This window comes from Scandinavium sp. M-37 (assembly GCF_043558715.1).
Classification (GTDB): Bacteria; Pseudomonadota; Gammaproteobacteria; order Enterobacterales; family Enterobacteriaceae; genus Scandinavium; species Scandinavium vulneris_A.
On record NZ_JBIGIN010000020.1, the window covers coordinates 14342 to 30127 of the forward strand.

The window sequence follows — 15786 nt, forward strand, 5'->3', positions numbered from 1 at the left end:
TATGTTTGAAGCGCCTAAAATACAAAAAGTCTCGGTGGTCATCCCGGTGTACAACGAGCAGGAAAGCCTGCCTGAACTTATCCGCCGCACCGACGCCGCCTGCGCCACCTTAAACCGTGATTACGAAATCCTGCTGGTCGATGACGGCAGCAGCGACGATTCTGCCCAGATGCTGAGCCGCGCCGCGCAAGCCCCGGGCAGCCATATCGTGGCGGTGCTGTTGAACCGTAACTACGGCCAGCACTCGGCAATTATGGCGGGCTTTAGCCACGTCACCGGCGACCTGATTATTACCCTCGATGCCGACCTGCAAAACCCACCGGAAGAGATCCCGCGTCTGGTGGAAAAAGCCGACGAAGGTTACGACGTGGTGGGCACCGTGCGCCAGAATCGCCAGGACAGCATCTTCCGTAAATCCGCCTCGAAGATGATCAACCGCTTGATCCAGCGCACCACCGGTAAAGCGATGGGCGACTACGGCTGCATGCTGCGTGCCTATCGCCGCCACATTATCGACGCGATGCTCAACTGCCACGAGCGCAGCACCTTCATCCCGATCCTCGCCAACACCTTCGCGCGTCGCGCGGTGGAGATCCCGGTGCTGCACGCCGAGCGCGAGTTTGGTGACTCCAAATACAGCTTTATGCGCCTGATTAACCTGATGTACGACCTGGTGACCTGTCTGACCACCACGCCGCTGCGTCTGTTGAGCGTGGTCGGCAGCGTGATTGCCCTGGCGGGCTTCGCGTTCGCCATTCTGCTGGTGATTTTACGTCTGGCGCTGGGCGCCGAATGGGCGGGCGATGGGTTATTCCTGCTGTTCGCCGTGCTGTTTATGTTTATCGGCGCGCAGTTCGTCGGTATGGGACTTCTCGGGGAGTATATCGGGCGCATCTATAACGATGTGCGAGCCCGTCCCCGCTACTTTATTCAACGTGTTGTTCGCCAGGAAAAACTGGCTGTAGAAGAGGAAAATCGTTCATGAAAGCTGTCGTATTCGCCTATCACGACATGGGTTGCACCGGTATTCAGGCCCTGCTTGACGCGGGATATGACATCGAGGCGATCTTTACTCATCCGGATAACGCCGGGGAGAATCACTTCTTTGGCTCCGTCGCCCGTCTGGCTGCCGAGCAGGGCATTACCGTGTATGCCCCGGAAGACGTGAACCATCCCCTGTGGGTGGAGCGTATTCGCGCGATGGCACCCGACGTCATTTTCTCCTTCTACTACCGCCATCTGCTGAGCGACGATATCGTCAGCTTCGCGCCTAAGGGGGCGTTCAATCTGCACGGTTCCCTGCTGCCACGCTATCGTGGTCGCGCCCCGCTGAACTGGGTGCTGGTTAACGGGGAAAAAGAGACCGGCGTGACCCTGCATCGAATGGTCAAGCGCGCAGACGCGGGCAACATTATGGGCCAGTTGAAGGTGCAGATTGATGATGCTGACGTGGCGCTGACCCTGCACCGTAAAGTGTGCAGCGCCGCGCAAACGCTGCTGCGTGATGTGCTGCCGCAGATTGCCACCGGCGACATAATTGAAACGGTTCAGGACGAAAGCCAGGCGACCTACGTTGGCCGTCGCACGCCGGAAGACGGGCGGCTGAACTGGGAACAGTCTGCCGCGTCGCTGCACAACCTGGTGCGCGCGGTGTCTGACCCGTGGCCGGGCGCGTTCGGTTTCGTCGGCACCCACAAATTCATCGTCTGGAAATCCCGCGTGCGTCATGACATGGCGGCGGCCAAACCGGGCACCGTGCTGTCGGTGAACCCGTTGGTGGTGGCCTGCGGTAGCGGGGCGCTGGAAGTGCTGACTGGTCAAACCGATAAAGGCGTTTACATGCAGGGCGCACAGCTGGCGCTGGCGCTGGGTCTGGTGCCCAGCGCGCTGCTGTCGAGCAAACCGTTTGTGGCGGTGAAACGCCGCACGCGGGTGCTGATCCTTGGGGTCAACGGTTTCATCGGTAACCACCTGACCGAGCGCCTGCTGGCGGACGATAACTACGAAATTTACGGCCTGGATATCGGCTCAGATGCCATCAGCCGTTTCCTCGATTGCCCGCGCTTCCACTTCGTTGAAGGTGATATCAGCATTCACTCTGAGTGGATCGAATACCACATCAAGAAATGTGACGTGGTGCTGCCGCTGGTGGCGATCGCCACCCCAATCGAGTACACCCGTAACCCGCTGCGCGTATTCGAACTCGATTTCGAAGAGAACCTGAAGATAATCCGCGACTGTGTGAAGTACAACAAGCGCATCATCTTCCCGTCCACGTCTGAAGTGTACGGCATGTGTACCGACAACAACTTCGATGAAGACGCCTCGAATCTGGTTGTTGGGCCTATCAACAAACAGCGCTGGATTTACTCGGTGTCCAAACAGTTGCTGGACCGGGTGATCTGGGCCTACGGCGACAAAGAAAACCTCAAATTCACTCTGTTCCGTCCGTTCAACTGGATGGGCCCGCGTCTGGACAACCTCAATGCCGCGCGGATCGGCAGTTCCCGCGCCATCACCCAGCTGATCCTCAACCTGGTAGAAGGTTCGCCGATTAAGCTTATCGAAGGCGGGAAGCAGAAGCGCTGCTTCACCGATATCAGCGACGGGATCGAAGCGCTGTTCCGCATCATTGAGAACAAAGACGGGCGCTGCGACGGGCAGATCATTAATATCGGTAACCCGGATAATGAAGCGAGTATCAAAGAGCTGGCTGAAATGCTGCTCGACTGCTTCGAACGTCATCCGCTGCGTAACCAGTTCCCGCCGTTTGCGGGCTTCCGCGAAGTGGAAAGCAGCGATTATTACGGCAAAGGGTATCAGGACGTTGAGCACCGTAAGCCGAGCATTCGTAACGCCAAACGTTGCCTCGACTGGCAGCCGACGGTGGAAATGCAGCAAACGGTTGAGCAGACGCTGGACTTCTTCCTGCGCACCGTTGAGTTAACGGAACCGAAAAAATGATGCGAAAAGTTGGCTTACGCGTTGATGTGGATACCTTTCGCGGCACCCGCGATGGCGTACCCCGCCTGCTGGAGATCCTCCGGCGGCACGACATTCAGGCCAGCTTCTTCTTCAGCGTCGGGCCGGACAACATGGGGCGCCATCTGTGGCGCCTGTTAAAGCCAAAGTTCTTATGGAAGATGCTGCGCTCGCGCGCGGCATCGCTCTACGGCTGGGATATCCTGCTGGCGGGCACCGCCTGGCCGGGGAAAATCATCGGAACCGCGAACGCGGAGGTGATCCGCGCCACCGCCAACGAGCATGAGGTCGGGCTGCATGCCTGGGATCATCATCGCTGGCAGAGGTGGAGCGGGGTCTGGGACCTGCCGCACGTAGAGCAGGAAATTGGCCGCGGTTTGCAGGCGCTGGAAGCGATTATCGGCACCCCGGTGACCTGTTCCGCCGTCGCGGGCTGGCGGGCCGATGGGCGCGTGGTCAGAGCCAAAGAGGGTTTTGATTTTCTCTACAACAGCGACTGTCGCGGGACCCGACCTTTCTTGCCGGTATTGGGCGACGGGAAAACGGGCACCGTGCAAATCCCGGTCACGTTACCCACCTGGGATGAAGCCGTGGGCACCCGCGTTGACGCTGAAGGTTATAACGACTGGCTGCTGGAGCAAATCCATCACGACAATGGCGTGCCGGTTTACACCATCCATGCTGAAGTAGAAGGCATTATTGGCGCGTCACAATTTGAAGATCTGATCCGGCAGGCGGTACAGGAGGGCATTACCTTTTGCCCGTTGAGCCAGCTGTTGCCGGAGGATTTTAGTTCGCTACCAAAAGGGAATGTGGTGCGAGGTGAACTGGCGGGTCGGGAAGGCTGGCTGGGACAAGAACAATTATTGGATTAAGTGCTATGAAATCCGTACGTATAAGCGCATCGCTGCTGTTTTTATTCGTGCTGTATTATGTCCTGCCTCTGAATTTCCGATTGTTGTGGCAGCCAGATGAGACCCGCTATGCGGAGATCAGCCGCGAAATGCTGGCGACGGGCGACTGGCTGGTGCCGCATTTCCTCGGCCTGCGTTACTTCGAAAAACCGATTGCCGGTTACTGGTTCAACAGTATTGGTCAGTGGCTGTTTGGTCATTCCAATTTTGCGGTGCGCTTCGGGGTGGTTTTTTCCACCGCCTGTACCGCGCTGCTGGTGGCCTGGCTGGCGTGGAAACTGTGGCAGGATAAGCGGACGGCTATTCTCTCTGCCGTCATCTTTCTGACGGCATTTTTGGTGTATGGCATCGGGACCTACGCGGTGCTCGACCCGATGATTGCCCTGTGGCTGATGCTGGCAATGTGCAGCTTCTGGGGCGCAACCCAGTCGCCGACGCGCGCCGGAAAACTAGGCGGCTACGTGCTGCTGGGCGTCGCCTGCGGGATGGGGGTGATGACCAAAGGCTTTCTCGCCCTGGCGGTGCCGGTTATCAGCGTGCTGCCGTGGGTGATGGTACAGAAACGCTGGAAAGAGGTGCTGCTGTGGGGGTGGGTGGCGGTCGGGGTGTGTATCCTCACCGTGCTGCCGTGGGGTCTGGCAATTGCGCAGCGTGAACCCGATTTCTGGCGCTACTTTTTCTGGGTGGAGCACGTCCAGCGTTTCGCGCAGAGTGATGCGCAGCATAAAGCGCCGGTCTGGTACTACATTCCGTTCCTGATTGCGGGCAGTTTACCGTGGCTGGCCCTGCTGCCGGGGGCGCTCAAAACGGGCTGGACAGCACGCGACCCGCAGCGCAGCGCATTCTATCTGCTGGGCTGGGTGGTGATGCCATTGCTGTTCTTCAGCATCGCCAAAGGCAAGCTGCCCACCTACATCCTGCCGTGCTTTGCGCCGCTGGTCATCCTGATGGCGCGCTGTGCGCTCGAGGCCGTCGATAAAGGGTCGAAGGCGCTGCGCTACAACGGGATTATCAACATCGCTTTCGGCCTGATTGGGCTGGTGGCGGTGCTGGTGGTCTCACCGTGGGGCCCGATGTCGAAACCGGTGTGGAACAGCATTGAACTGTATAAGTGTCTGCTGGCGGCGGTGGCGTTTGCTGCCTGGGCGCTGGTGGGCTGGCTGTCGATTCGCGATGGCGTGAAGCGCTGGGCGTTGGCCGCCTGCTGTCCGTTGGGGCTGGCGCTGCTGGTCGGCTTTGCCATCCCGGATAAAGTGATCGACAGCAAACAGCCGCAGTTCATCACCGATATCGTGCGTGAACAACTGGCCCCGAGCCGCTATGTGCTCACCAACAGCGTGGGGGTGGCGGCCGGGCTGGCGTGGGATCTGAAACGCAGCGACATCACGATGTTCGGCCAGCAGGGCGAACTGAAATACGGCCTGGCGTATCCGGATGCCCAGTGCCGTTTTATCGATAATGATGAATTCGACGGCTGGCTGGCGGCGCATCGTGCGGAAGGCCCGGTGTCGCTGGTGCTACAGTTGAACACAGGACAAAAGCTCGAGGAGCTCGGTTTGCCGAAACCCGATAACCTGTATGTGATGAGCCGGATGGTGTTTGTGCAGTATCTGCCGCAATGATAACCACCTTCGCTCTGCTGCTGGCCAGCCTGCTGAGCTGTGTCGGGATGCTGTGCCAGAAACAGGCCACCCGCCCGGCGAAATCCGGACGGCGTGGGCCGCACCTCGTCTTATGGCTGGGCCTGGCGCTGTTGGCGCTGGGCTTTGGTATGGCGCTGTGGCTGGTGGTATTGCAGCGTTTACCCGTCGGGATTGCGTACCCGATGCTGAGCCTGAACTTTGTGTGGGTGACGCTGGCGGCACGTTTCATCTGGCATGAGCCGGTATCGCAGCGTCACTGGCTGGGCGTCGGGTTGATCATTCTGGGCATCGTCATACTGGGAGGCAGCCACTGATGGGCATTGTATGGGCGTTGCTCAGTGTGTGTCTGGTCAGCGGGGCGCAGCTGCTGTTGCGCCAGGCGATGCTGACCCTGCCGGAGGTGAGCGATGTTGTCACCTTGCTGTGGCACCTCCTGCGGTTCGACGCAGGCACCGTGACGCTGCTGTCCGGGCTTTTGGGCTATCTGGCTTCGATGGTGTGCTGGTTCTTCGCCCTGCGGCGCTTGCCGTTAGCGAAGGCCTATGCGCTGTTGAGTCTGAGCTATATCGCGGTGTGGGCCGCCGCGCTGTTGCTGCAACACGAAGTCTTTTCCTTGCAAGGGCTGGCGGGCGTACTGCTGGTGATGGCCGGGGTGATGACGATATTTTCGCCGCCACGTAACCGTTAAAGGGGCTTGCGCCCCTGACCGGGAAGGTATCAGGCGATACACAGATTATTCCACGTATCACGGTAGATAATATTTCCTTGCGAATGCAAAACGCGTTGGCATCCAACAACGGGTAATAATTGGTGAACTATTTAACGTTACGTGAAAATATAAATATCATGAATATGAAGAAAACGCCCACGGGCCAGATTGGGCCTTCAGGAAAAAAATGAACCAGAACGACTGCGAAGACAAGTGTAAGCAACGCGGGACAGTAGGGTAAAACTGAAGACGTAAAAAGCCGCTTAAAAAACCTTTGGATTAGATTCATCATAGTTATCGAATCATCCGGGTAATGATATTCGCGATTTCCCAATGCCTGTTACAGCATGATCTAATTTTAATGCGAGAATTTTATTGGACTGCAAATGACGGATAACGTGATGTCTGTAATACATAGCGGTTCCTTGCTAACGTTTATTCTCTCCATTCAAAAGTGTAAACCTTCTCCGTAGGCGTAAATTGATTGCCCTCGCAAAATGGTAACGCGCCACGCTTTATCTTCGATGCATCACGTTTCCTCTCATCCTATACCAAAGTCAGGGCAGGGTTTACGAGCATCGCCGTAAGTTTTCTGCAACTGCAACAAAGCCGTTCGATATTTTGCGAGGTGCTTTCAGGAATAAAAAATGGGCTGTTTATTAAAAAACCACAGGTTTAGAGTGGCCTTGCACCTGCACTAACGGGTGCCAGAATTGGCATTCTGACGCTAAAGACAACCCTTTTAACAGGATTGTAGTCTGCTTCACCCAATGATTTGAAGGTATGTGATATCTTCACGGACTTGGTGACCCAGATAGTGGAACCGCAAGGTTCGCTGGTTCTTTAGGCCAGTATGCCAACTCTGTCTGGGCCACCACCGTGAAGTTGGCATTTCCGGGGTGGCATTAGCTTACTAAAGGAGATGTTGAATATGTCTAATGACTCTCAGCCCGTTGAACTTACCCTCTATCCCGAACTGGAAGAAAACCCCGACTGTATTGCCATTGCTGAGCGCTGTGAACTGCTGGCGGCCATTCTAATGGATTCGACAGATCAGCACGCTATGCAGCCCGTGCTGCGCTGCATGCAAACGTACCTGCTGGCGATGAAATCAGCCCTGGGAGAACTGTTATCCGATGTGCGTATTCTGCAATTGACCGCGAAAGAGCTCCCGGCGGAAACGACCAGCTGTTTCAATCCAGATTCCGAACTGCTGCTTGAGTATTGCGAGGCGGTGACCCACACGCTGATCTCGGTGGTACTCCCCAACGAACACAGAGTGAACCTTGTGGGGCTGCTGTACGATTTGTGTTATCTCCAGCGCAGCGATCTCACTGCGCCACGCTTTATCTTCGAAGCATAACGTTTTCCCCTCACCCTAACCCTCTCCCCACAGGGGAGAGGGAATAAACGGTTTTCTCCCTCGCCCCTGTGGGGAGAGGGCCGGGGTGAGGGGTATCAGGCCAAGCGCTCAATAACCTGCGGCACCACATCAAACGGTGTCGGGGTACACACCGCCAGGCTCAGGCCATCGGTCTGGACGTCGCTCAAATGCAGATGCAGCGGCGCGGTGCTGTCATAGCTGACAATCTGCCAGGCGCTGCCGCCACGCTGCTTCACCATCGCTTCTTTCCGCGTCCAGATCCGCCAGAACGCCGCCAGACGGTGCTCCTCGGCTGCACGTTCAATTTCACGATGTTCATTGTTGGTGAAGGTCGCATTCGCCAGTTGCGGCCACTGCGGGCGCGGGCGAATCGCTTCGATATCGCATCCGACCGCCCCTTCGTCGCTCAGCAGCAGGGCGATGCTATCCCCGCTGTGACTCAGGTTAAACCACAGGGAATGGCTGTCGTCGAACCCCGGCTTTCCCTGCTCGCCATAGCGAATATCCGGCAGGGGCGAGACGGCGTGACACAACAGTGCCCGCCCGGCAAGCCATGCGCTGCGACGCTTCCCGTCCGGCGCATGCTGGGCCAGCCCCGAGGGCAGGGGCGTCAGACTGAGGGTCGAAATTTTCCCGAGGAACAGCCGATACATCGTTACTCCCAGCGTTTGATGACAATCGAGGTATTGATCCCGCCGAAGGCGAAGTTATTGCTCTGCAAAAACTCACAATCAATAGCCCGGGACTCTCCCATAATGTAGTCCAAATCGCCACATTGTTCGTCAGGCTGGCGCAGGTTTAGGGTCGGCGTAAACCAGCCTTCGCGCATCATTTGCAGGCTCATCCATGCCTCCAGCGCACCGCATGCCCCCAGCGTATGCCCGAAATAACTCTTCAGCGATGAGATAGGCGTGCGGGAGCCAAACACCGCGGCGGTGGCCTGACTTTCGGCGAGATCGCCGCGATCGGTGGCGGTGCCATGCGCAGAAATATAGCCGATATCCGACGGCGAAAGCCCGGCCTGACGCAGGGATTGTTCCATGCAAATCTGCATCGTTTCTTTCTGCGGCTGGGTGATATGTGCCGCATCGCAGTTGGTGGCGAAGCCGATGATTTCCCCGAAGATTGTCGCCCCGCGCGCTTTGGCGTGCTCCAGCTCTTCCAGCACCAGCGTGCCTGCGCCTTCGCCGATCACCAGCCCGTCACGACTGGCGTCAAACGGCGCAGGCGTGGTGGTGGGCGCATCGTTGCGCTGGCTGGTGGCGAACAGGGTATCAAACACCGCCGCTTCCGACGGGCATAGTTCTTCCGCCCCGCCTGCGACCATCACCGTCTGATAACCGTGACGAATGGCTTCATAGGCGTAGCCGATCGCCTGGCTGCCGGAGGTACAGGCGCTGGACGTGGGGATCACGCGCCCGCGCAGGCCGAAGAACAGCCCGGTATTCACGGCGGTGGTGTGCGGCATCATCTGCACGTAGGTCGTGCCGGTGATGTTGTTGGTGTGCTTCTCGGTCAGCATGGTGGCAAATTCACTCACCGGCCCGGTGCTGCCGGTTGAAGAACCGTAGGCAATCCCGGTTTCACCGTTGGTCAGCACCGCGTCGTCCAGCAGCCCGGCCTGCTCCAGCGCCAGTTCGCTGGCGCGGGTCGACAGCAGCGATACCCGGCCCATCGCGCGGATGCGCTTGCGGGTGTAATGCGCAGGCAGGGTGAAATCATCAATCGGCGCGCCGAGCAGGGTGTGCAGCCCGTCGTAAATCTGCCATTCCGGCATCTTGCGTACCGCATTCTGATAACCGCGCAGACGCTCAGACACGGACTGCCAGCTCTCGCCAAACGCGGTCACGCCGCCCATGCCAGTGATCACCACCCGACGGGTCATAACATGCCTCCGTTGATGGAAATCACCTGCCGGGTGACGTACCCGGCGATATCGGACATCAGATAGCTGGCAAGCCCGGCGACTTCCTCGGCCTGACCCATGCGTTTCATGGGGATGATGCTCATCGCTTCTTTCAGCGCGGCGTCTTCCATTTCGATCATCCCGGTGTCGATCAGGCCTGGGGCGATGCAGTTGACGGTGATTTTGCGTTTCGCCAGTTCTATCGCCAGCGCTTTGGTCGCCCCGATGATCCCGGCTTTGGCCGCGCTGTAGTTGACCTGCCCGCGATTACCCATCAGTCCGGAAACGGAGGAAAGCGTGATGATACGGCCCCCGCTGCGCAGGCCAATCATCGGCATCACGCACGGGTGAATCACGTTGTAGAAGCTGTCGAGATTGGTGTGGATAACGCTGTCCCAGTCATCGTCGCTGAGCGCCGGAAACGCGCCGTCGCGGGCGATACCCGCATTGCTGACCACGCCGTACCACGCGCCGTGCCGTTCGATATCGGCGGTTAGTACGTCGCGGCACTGCTCACGATTGCCGACGTCAAACTGCAACAGACGGCCTGTGCCCCCCGCACTTTCAATGGCGTGGAGGGTCTCCTGCGCGCCGGACGCATCGCGGTGATAATGCACGCCAACGGTAAATCCATCGGTGGCCAGTTGGCACGCAATCGCGCGTCCAATGCCTTTACTGGCCCCGGTGACCAGAACGGAACGACTCATGATGACTTTCTCTGTTCAAAAAGGGAGTGTAATTCTTCGGAAGTGGGCTGGAAGGTGTTGACCCGCCCGCTGGCAAGCTTCTTGCCGTCGGCGATAATTTCGCACTCAAAGCTGCCGAAGCGCTCGTCCTGCATCAGCAGCGAAACGGTCACCTCGAGTACGCTGTCGGCGGCAAATTCGCCCGCGACGCATTTCAGCTCGCGCGCGCCAAGCACCATACCCAGTGAAATTTGCGCTTCGCCCTTTTGCTGGCGGTGCCAGCCGGACCACACGCCCACGGTTTGCGCCATCAGCTCCAGCGCGAACCAGCCCGGCAGATTGCTGCTGGCATCAATAAACGGGGCCAGCACGCCCTGGCGGGTGACCGTCACCTGACAGGTGGCCTGTTCTTCGCTGACGTTCAGTACCCTTTCCAGCAGCAGCATCGGCGCGTCGTGCGGCAGATACGCCCCGGGTGATAAGTAGTGGCTCATGCGGTTCTCCCCAGCAAAAGGCTGGCGTTATTGCCGCCAAAGGCGAATGAATTGGACAGAATGACCGGGCGCAGCAGCGGCTGCGGGGCGGTGATAATCCCGCACGCCGGCAGCGTCGGGTCGGCCGGTGCGTGGCTGAAATCCTGTGGCGGAAGCGGTAAATGGCGCGTGAGGATAAGCCAGCTCAACGCCGCTTCGGTAATGCCCGCCGCGCCCAGCGTATGTCCGGTCAGATGCTTGGTTGAGCTGCACGGCACGCTGTCGCCAAACAGCGTGTGTACCACCTGCGACTCAACCCGATCGTTGAGCGGAGTGGCGGTGCCGTGCAGGTTGATATAGCCCACGTCCTGCGGCGTCAGTCCGGCGTCGTGTAACGCCTGTTGGATCGCGCGAACGGCGCCTTCCCCCTGCGGATGCGGGGCGGAAATATGGTGTGCATCGCTGGATTCGCCCACCCCGAGCAGGGCCACAGCCTGCGGCTCGCGGGTGAGCAGCATCAGCGCCGCGCCTTCGCCAATGGTGATCCCATCGCGGTCGCGACCAAACGGCTGGCACAGCGTGGTCGACAGCGACTCTAAGCTATTGAACCCGTTGACCGGCATCCGACTGAGCGTATCCGCCCCGCCGACAATCGCCACGTCGACCAGACCCGCCTCAATCAGGCGGCGACCGCTGATCATCGCCCGGGCGCTCGAAGAGCAGGCGGTAGACAGCGTATAGGCCGGGCCTTCCAGCTTCAGCCAGTTACGCAGGAAGCGCGACGGGTCGCCCAGCTCCTGCTGGGCGTAGCACCAGTCGGGGCTGGGTTTACCGTTCAGCGTCAGCCTGGCGTGGATATCGCCTTCATCGAGGCCCGAGGTGCTGGTACCCATAATCACCGCCACCCGGTCACGGCCGAAACGGGCAATCGCCTCATCGACCTGCGGCTGGATCTGTTCCAGTGCCGCCAGCAGCAGCTGATTGTTGCGGGAACGGTGTTCGGCAACGTCATCAGGGATGGGCGGCAGTTCCCCATCCACGCCGCCGAGTACCGCAGGCACCTCGCCCTGCAACCAGCCTTCACGCAGGCGCATCCCCGGCGCAACGCCTGCGCCGAGGTTGGCGGCAATCTCATCCGGCGTGCGACCCAGCGCGTTAATCATGCCTGCGGCAGCAATGTAGATCATCTCAGTCACCCAGATATTGAATGGTGATGTGGTAGTTGAAAACGTGCTGCTCAATGCTGATCGGCTCGCGCTGACCTTTGCGTTGCAGGTAGGTGATGTCCGTCACCAGCTTGCCCTGGGCATTGCGGAGCTCACGTTTATCCCCGCGATCGGTCAGGGTCCAGCCCTTCGGTAACTGCGGCGTCCAGGCGCTAATCGGCCAGTGGCTGAGCATCACGTCGGCCAACACCTGGCTGGCGGGCGGCAGTTGCGGCACCACGATTGACTGTTCAGTATGGATGCCCTGGGCGTCATAGGTGACGAGGAACAGGCGAATGCCCACCGACGAGAGCCCGGCCAGGGTCAGCTTTTTGTCATCGGCGTTGAGCATCACCAGCAGGGACTGGGTTTGGCCGTGAAAAGTGCCGGTCAGCAACTGTTGGGAATTGACCGCAGGGGTAATGCCCGGCGGCGGGAGCGTTATCTGCGTGCCCGGTTGCAGCCACGCCTGTGGGCGACCGCTTTCATCCGGCGCAGAATGACTACAGCCGGTGAGAGCCAGCACCGCCACGAGGGCGAGGCCATGCCAGAAGGTACGTATCATCATTTTCGTTTTCTCTCTTTCTTGCCCGGCATCGCCAGCGGCGACAGCAGAAACGCGGTGAAAATGCCGCTGACCAGCACAATGCCGAAGCTGCTGATCGCCTGGGTGGCGCTGAAGACCAGCATCCCCAGCGTGAGCAGGGTGGTCATCATCGCCAGAATAATCGCCAGCAGTGAGGTGAGCGGCGTGCCGCGCGGATTGCTGAAGAACAGGGTGTAGTTGATGCCAATCCCCAGCACCAGCACCAGCGCCAGCAATGAGAACAGGTTCAGCGCATGACCGCTGAACGACAGCGCCGCCAACCCGCAGCCGAGCGACAACAGCGACGGCACCAGGCTTATCAGCCCTTTGCGCCAGCCGAGCCGCAGCATTGCGCCGATGGCGATAACGATCAGCGCCACGCCGAGCAGGGCGGTTAATATCGTGCGGTATAACGCGAACAGGCTATCAAACGACGCTTTGCGATCGTTCCACGCCACGCCATCGGCCTGTTCCGCTAAGCGTTGCAGCGCCGCGCTGTCCTTCACCCCATCAACCGGGACCAGCACGCCGCTTTTCCCATCGGGCAGCGTGAGCCACAGCAGGCGCCAGCCTTCGCTGACCGGACTTTTCAGCCAGGCCTCGACCGTCACCGGCATCGGATTCAGATCAGGCGTTACCGCGTTCAGCCCGGCGCTTTTCAGGGCGGTCGCCACCGCAGGCGCGGCCTGTTTCAGCAGTGCTAAATCCTGCTCCTGGCGCTGCAAGGAGTTCAGCGGCAGGGTGCGGAACTGGGCGAACAGGCCCGTCTGGCGGGCTTTCTCCAGCTGTGGCGTAAAGGCTTCCAGCCGCTCCAGCGTCTGCTGGGCGGAATCGCCGTACACCACGAACCATTTCTGATCGACGCTCTGCCCGGTCAGGGCGGTGATTTTTTTCTCCTGCGCCAGCAAATGCGGCGGCAGGGCTTGCAGTTGCGAAATATCGTCATTCACCCGCAGCGTGGCGAGACCCGCCAGCGAGAACAGCGTCAGTGCCACCGGCAGGCCAACGGAGAGCTTTTTGTTGCGCCGCCACGCCGCCAGCCAGCGCAGCATCACGGTCATTAGCGGCACCGGGCGCACCGGCAGACCGCGACACAGCCACGGATGCCAGAAAATCACCGTCAGGCATGAGGCGCTCAGACCCGCCGCGGCAAATACCGCCATCTGGCGAATGCCGGGGAACGGGGCCAGCATAAGCAGCAGATACGCCACCACGGTGGTCAGCAGCGCCAGCAGCAGGGCTCGGCGGACTTTGACCAGGCTTTGCCACGGGGTGGAAACCTCGCCGTGGACCATCCGTTCGGTCAGATAATAGAGGGTGTAGTCCGCCGAAATGCCGATGATGCTCATGCTCATCACCAGGGTCATGAGATGCAGTTCGCCGAACAGCAGCAGCGTGGCGACGGTGCCTGCCAGCGCGCCAACGCCGACGGACAGCAGGCAGAGCAGCAGCGGGCGAATCGAGCGGAACACCAGCACAATCAGCAGGATGACGCCCAGCACGGTCGCCACCCCGAGCGTTGAGACATCGTGTTTCGCCTGCTGGCTGGCGTAATCGCTGTAGAACATCGTCCCGCGCGACAGGAGCTGCGCCTGCGGGAACTGGGCTTTGAGTTCAGCCTCCAGTCCCGCCAATTGGCTAACGCGCTGGTGGGTTTGCTGCATATCGAAGGACGCGCCGTTCACCTCGCCGTGCAGCAGATACCAGTAGTTACCCACGCTGTCCTCGGCGACCAGCCAGCCGTCCATCAGCCGCAGCTTCTGTCCGTTCGCCGCCAGCGCCAGCTGCGAGCCACGCATCAGCATCAGCGGATCGTTGCTCAGCTCTTTGCCGCTCACCCCGGAAAACGCCGAGTACAGCTGGGATAAAATCCACTGTGCCTGCGCGTCACCGCCCTGTTGCAGACGGCTGCGGGTCGCGCTGTCAATCAACGCATTACGATGCTGGAAGAAGAAGGTGCCCCACGCCTGCTGGCTGGTCGCATCCATCGGACCTTTGAGGTCGCTTAACGCGCCGGACTGCGCCAGCAGGGTCTGCCAGCGGCTGGCCACCGCCGGATCGGCGGTTTTACCCGGGCTGACCAACCACACCACCTGGCGGTCGAGGCGCTGCATAAAGCCGTCGCTCAACGCCGGAGGAATGGCCCCCATACTTTGGGTTGGGAGCATCGCCAGCACGCTGCTGTTGATCCGCGCCCGCGGTAGCATCAGCGCCAGGGCGGTGAGCAGGACGAGGCACAGCCCCAGCCAGCCCCAGGCTGCACGACGGGCGCTAGTGGGCGGCAAAGCGTTGACGTTCATCATCGGTCAAAGTGGCCGGGGTCAGGCGCTGGTTGGTCAGGGTAATATCCGTGCGATCGCCCTGTTTATCGTTCAACTGGATGGTTTCCAGATACGTTTTCCCGCCGAGATCGATAGAGGTGAAAATCTTATCCAGCGGGGTAGTGATTGGCGTCAGCTTCAGCGTCCAGCGGTCGTTGCCCTGGTCCTGGAAATCAATGCGGAAGTTCTGCTCCAGCACCTTGCGGTCGGCCTGGAATAGCGCCCGCAGCAGATGGTTAAACTGGAACATCTGCGGATTGTTGTCGGCGGTGAGGGTCTGCGGCGGCTGACCGTTGATGATTTGCACCATCCGCGAATCGTCGAGCATCAGACGCATCGGGAACGGCGCGGTCTGATCCCACAGCAGCCCGGTATCGCGGGCAATCAGCATTTCGCCCTGCGAGCGCAGCGGCTGTGGCATGGCTTTGATGGTGCGGGTCTGCTCGAAATGCGCCCGCACCAGCGGCTGTTCGGTAAAGCGCTGCTGCAATTGATCCAGGGTGACGGCGTGCGCCAGCGGGGCCAGCAGCAGGACCACAAGCGGCCACAGTTTCATGCGTTTACTCCCATGCGTTCAAATAAAACCGGCGGGCTGACGAAGCACAGTTCTTTGGTTTTCTCGTCCACCGCCACCTGAATGGTGTAGCCGGTGGTGGTGCGCTTCCCGCTGGCGGCGTCGAAAATTTCGTAGCCGATGCGCAGACGGTTTTCGTACTCTTCCAGCCTGGCGCGCACGCGAATGGTCTGCTCGAAGGTGACCACGTCGCGGTACTTCACGCGGGTATCGACCACCGGCCAGACGTAGCCGGATGCCTTCATCTGGCGATAGCCATAGTTGAACTGATTGAGCAACGCCTCGCGGGCGATTTCGAAATAACGGAAGTAGTTCCCGTGCCACACCACGCCCATCAAATCGACGTCGTGAAAGGGTACGGTCAGTTCTATCTCGGTGGTAAAGCGGGGATCGTTGAGCACCC

At 59.7% G+C, this 15786-nt stretch carries 16 protein-coding genes; 7 read left to right on the top strand and 9 right to left on the bottom strand.

Going from position 1 to position 15786, the window contains the following annotated elements; genetic code table 11:
• The first annotated feature begins 1 nt into the window (after position 1).
• From arnC to ACG0Z5_RS15125, 7 genes are all read left to right on the top strand, one after another.
• Entirely contained in the window at positions 2–985 is a 984-nt protein-coding gene (gene arnC, locus ACG0Z5_RS15095) for an undecaprenyl-phosphate 4-deoxy-4-formamido-L-arabinose transferase (RefSeq protein WP_394448825.1), read from the top strand.
• Positions 982–2964 carry a bifunctional UDP-4-amino-4-deoxy-L-arabinose formyltransferase/UDP-glucuronic acid oxidase ArnA gene (gene arnA / locus ACG0Z5_RS15100; RefSeq protein WP_394448647.1) on the top strand — a complete coding sequence of 661 codons (1983 nt, stop codon included), beginning with the start codon at positions 982–984 and terminating at the stop codon, positions 2962–2964. The genes arnC and arnA overlap by 4 nt, the downstream gene beginning before the upstream one ends.
• On the top strand, positions 2964–3857 hold the full coding sequence (gene arnD, locus ACG0Z5_RS15105) for a 4-deoxy-4-formamido-L-arabinose-phosphoundecaprenol deformylase (RefSeq protein ID WP_394448829.1): 894 nt from the start codon (positions 2964–2966) through the stop codon (positions 3855–3857). The genes arnA and arnD overlap by 1 nt, the downstream gene beginning before the upstream one ends.
• A gap of 5 nt (positions 3858–3862) precedes the next feature.
• Positions 3863–5518, top strand: coding sequence for a lipid IV(A) 4-amino-4-deoxy-L-arabinosyltransferase (arnT, locus tag ACG0Z5_RS15110; RefSeq protein ID WP_394448650.1), 1656 nt, complete (start codon positions 3863–3865; stop codon positions 5516–5518).
• The gene (gene arnE, locus ACG0Z5_RS15115) at positions 5515–5853 is read left to right on the top strand and encodes a 4-amino-4-deoxy-L-arabinose-phosphoundecaprenol flippase subunit ArnE (protein WP_394448653.1); all 339 of its coding nucleotides are present in this window, start codon (positions 5515–5517) and stop codon (positions 5851–5853) included. The genes arnT and arnE overlap by 4 nt, the downstream gene beginning before the upstream one ends.
• Positions 5853–6227 (top strand): 4-amino-4-deoxy-L-arabinose-phosphoundecaprenol flippase subunit ArnF, encoded by a 375-nt coding sequence (gene arnF, locus ACG0Z5_RS15120; protein ID WP_394448656.1) that lies wholly within the window; start codon positions 5853–5855, stop codon positions 6225–6227. The genes arnE and arnF overlap by 1 nt, the downstream gene beginning before the upstream one ends.
• Positions 6228–7179: 952 nt before the next feature.
• Positions 7180–7611 (top strand): hypothetical protein, encoded by a 432-nt coding sequence (locus tag ACG0Z5_RS15125; RefSeq protein WP_394448659.1) that lies wholly within the window; start codon positions 7180–7182, stop codon positions 7609–7611.
• A gap of 95 nt (positions 7612–7706) precedes the next feature.
• On the opposite strand, the gene acpT is transcribed toward ACG0Z5_RS15125, so the two are convergent.
• Genes acpT through ACG0Z5_RS15170 form a run of 9 tightly spaced genes read right to left on the bottom strand, consistent with a single transcriptional unit; the run spans position 7707 to position 15784 of the window.
• Entirely contained in the window at positions 7707–8285 is a 579-nt protein-coding gene (gene acpT / locus ACG0Z5_RS15130) for a 4'-phosphopantetheinyl transferase AcpT (RefSeq protein WP_394448662.1), read from the bottom strand.
• A gap of 2 nt (positions 8286–8287) precedes the next feature.
• On the bottom strand, positions 8288–9517 hold the full coding sequence (locus tag ACG0Z5_RS15135; RefSeq protein ID WP_394448664.1) for a beta-ketoacyl-ACP synthase: 1230 nt from the start codon (positions 9515–9517) through the stop codon (positions 8288–8290).
• Positions 9514–10245, bottom strand: coding sequence for a 3-ketoacyl-ACP reductase FabG2 (locus ACG0Z5_RS15140; RefSeq protein WP_394448666.1), 732 nt, complete (start codon positions 10243–10245; stop codon positions 9514–9516). The genes ACG0Z5_RS15135 and ACG0Z5_RS15140 overlap by 4 nt, the downstream gene beginning before the upstream one ends.
• Positions 10242–10718 carry a 3-hydroxy-fatty acyl-ACP dehydratase gene (locus tag ACG0Z5_RS15145; protein ID WP_394448668.1) on the bottom strand — a complete coding sequence of 159 codons (477 nt, stop codon included), beginning with the start codon at positions 10716–10718 and terminating at the stop codon, positions 10242–10244. Before ACG0Z5_RS15145 ends, ACG0Z5_RS15140 begins: the two co-directional genes overlap by 4 nt.
• Complete coding sequence (locus tag ACG0Z5_RS15150) at positions 10715–11884, bottom strand: beta-ketoacyl-[acyl-carrier-protein] synthase family protein (RefSeq protein ID WP_394448670.1); 1170 nt, start codon at positions 11882–11884, stop codon at positions 10715–10717. Before ACG0Z5_RS15150 ends, ACG0Z5_RS15145 begins: the two co-directional genes overlap by 4 nt.
• A 1-nt stretch (position 11885) precedes the next feature.
• Positions 11886–12470 (bottom strand): DUF3261 domain-containing protein, encoded by a 585-nt coding sequence (locus tag ACG0Z5_RS15155; protein ID WP_394448672.1) that lies wholly within the window; start codon positions 12468–12470, stop codon positions 11886–11888.
• Entirely contained in the window at positions 12467–14791 is a 2325-nt protein-coding gene (locus ACG0Z5_RS15160; RefSeq protein WP_394448673.1) for an MMPL family transporter, read from the bottom strand. Before ACG0Z5_RS15160 ends, ACG0Z5_RS15155 begins: the two co-directional genes overlap by 4 nt.
• A complete protein-coding gene (locus ACG0Z5_RS15165) occupies positions 14760–15365 on the bottom strand; it encodes an outer membrane lipoprotein carrier protein LolA (protein WP_394448675.1) in 606 nt (201 codons plus the stop codon). Before ACG0Z5_RS15165 ends, ACG0Z5_RS15160 begins: the two co-directional genes overlap by 32 nt.
• A complete protein-coding gene (locus tag ACG0Z5_RS15170; RefSeq protein ID WP_394448678.1) occupies positions 15362–15784 on the bottom strand; it encodes an acyl-CoA thioesterase in 423 nt (140 codons plus the stop codon). The genes ACG0Z5_RS15165 and ACG0Z5_RS15170 overlap by 4 nt, the downstream gene beginning before the upstream one ends.
• Positions 15785–15786 lie beyond the last annotated feature (2 nt).

What these genes read in the sequence shown, in the direction of transcription:
- arnC (WP_394448825.1), top strand. Translation starts at nt 2, where the DNA reads ATGTTTGAAGCGCCTAAAATACAAAAAGTCTCGGTGGTCATCCCGGTG.
- arnA (WP_394448647.1), top strand. Translation starts at nt 982, where the DNA reads ATGAAAGCTGTCGTATTCGCCTATCACGACATGGGTTGCACCGGTATT.
- arnD (WP_394448829.1), top strand. Translation starts at nt 2,964, where the DNA reads ATGCGAAAAGTTGGCTTACGCGTTGATGTGGATACCTTTCGCGGCACC.
- arnT (WP_394448650.1), top strand. Translation starts at nt 3,863, where the DNA reads ATGAAATCCGTACGTATAAGCGCATCGCTGCTGTTTTTATTCGTGCTG.
- arnE (WP_394448653.1), top strand. Translation starts at nt 5,515, where the DNA reads ATGATAACCACCTTCGCTCTGCTGCTGGCCAGCCTGCTGAGCTGTGTC.
- arnF (WP_394448656.1), top strand. Translation starts at nt 5,853, where the DNA reads ATGGGCATTGTATGGGCGTTGCTCAGTGTGTGTCTGGTCAGCGGGGCG.
- ACG0Z5_RS15125 (WP_394448659.1), top strand. Translation starts at nt 7,180, where the DNA reads ATGTCTAATGACTCTCAGCCCGTTGAACTTACCCTCTATCCCGAACTG.
- acpT (WP_394448662.1), bottom strand. Translation starts at nt 8,285, where the DNA reads ATGTATCGGCTGTTCCTCGGGAAAATTTCGACCCTCAGTCTGACGCCC.
- ACG0Z5_RS15135 (WP_394448664.1), bottom strand. Translation starts at nt 9,517, where the DNA reads ATGACCCGTCGGGTGGTGATCACTGGCATGGGCGGCGTGACCGCGTTT.
- ACG0Z5_RS15140 (WP_394448666.1), bottom strand. Translation starts at nt 10,245, where the DNA reads ATGAGTCGTTCCGTTCTGGTCACCGGGGCCAGTAAAGGCATTGGACGC.
- ACG0Z5_RS15145 (WP_394448668.1), bottom strand. Translation starts at nt 10,718, where the DNA reads ATGAGCCACTACTTATCACCCGGGGCGTATCTGCCGCACGACGCGCCG.
- ACG0Z5_RS15150 (WP_394448670.1), bottom strand. Translation starts at nt 11,884, where the DNA reads ATGATCTACATTGCTGCCGCAGGCATGATTAACGCGCTGGGTCGCACG.
- ACG0Z5_RS15155 (WP_394448672.1), bottom strand. Translation starts at nt 12,470, where the DNA reads ATGATGATACGTACCTTCTGGCATGGCCTCGCCCTCGTGGCGGTGCTG.
- ACG0Z5_RS15160 (WP_394448673.1), bottom strand. Translation starts at nt 14,791, where the DNA reads ATGATGAACGTCAACGCTTTGCCGCCCACTAGCGCCCGTCGTGCAGCC.
- ACG0Z5_RS15165 (WP_394448675.1), bottom strand. Translation starts at nt 15,365, where the DNA reads ATGAAACTGTGGCCGCTTGTGGTCCTGCTGCTGGCCCCGCTGGCGCAC.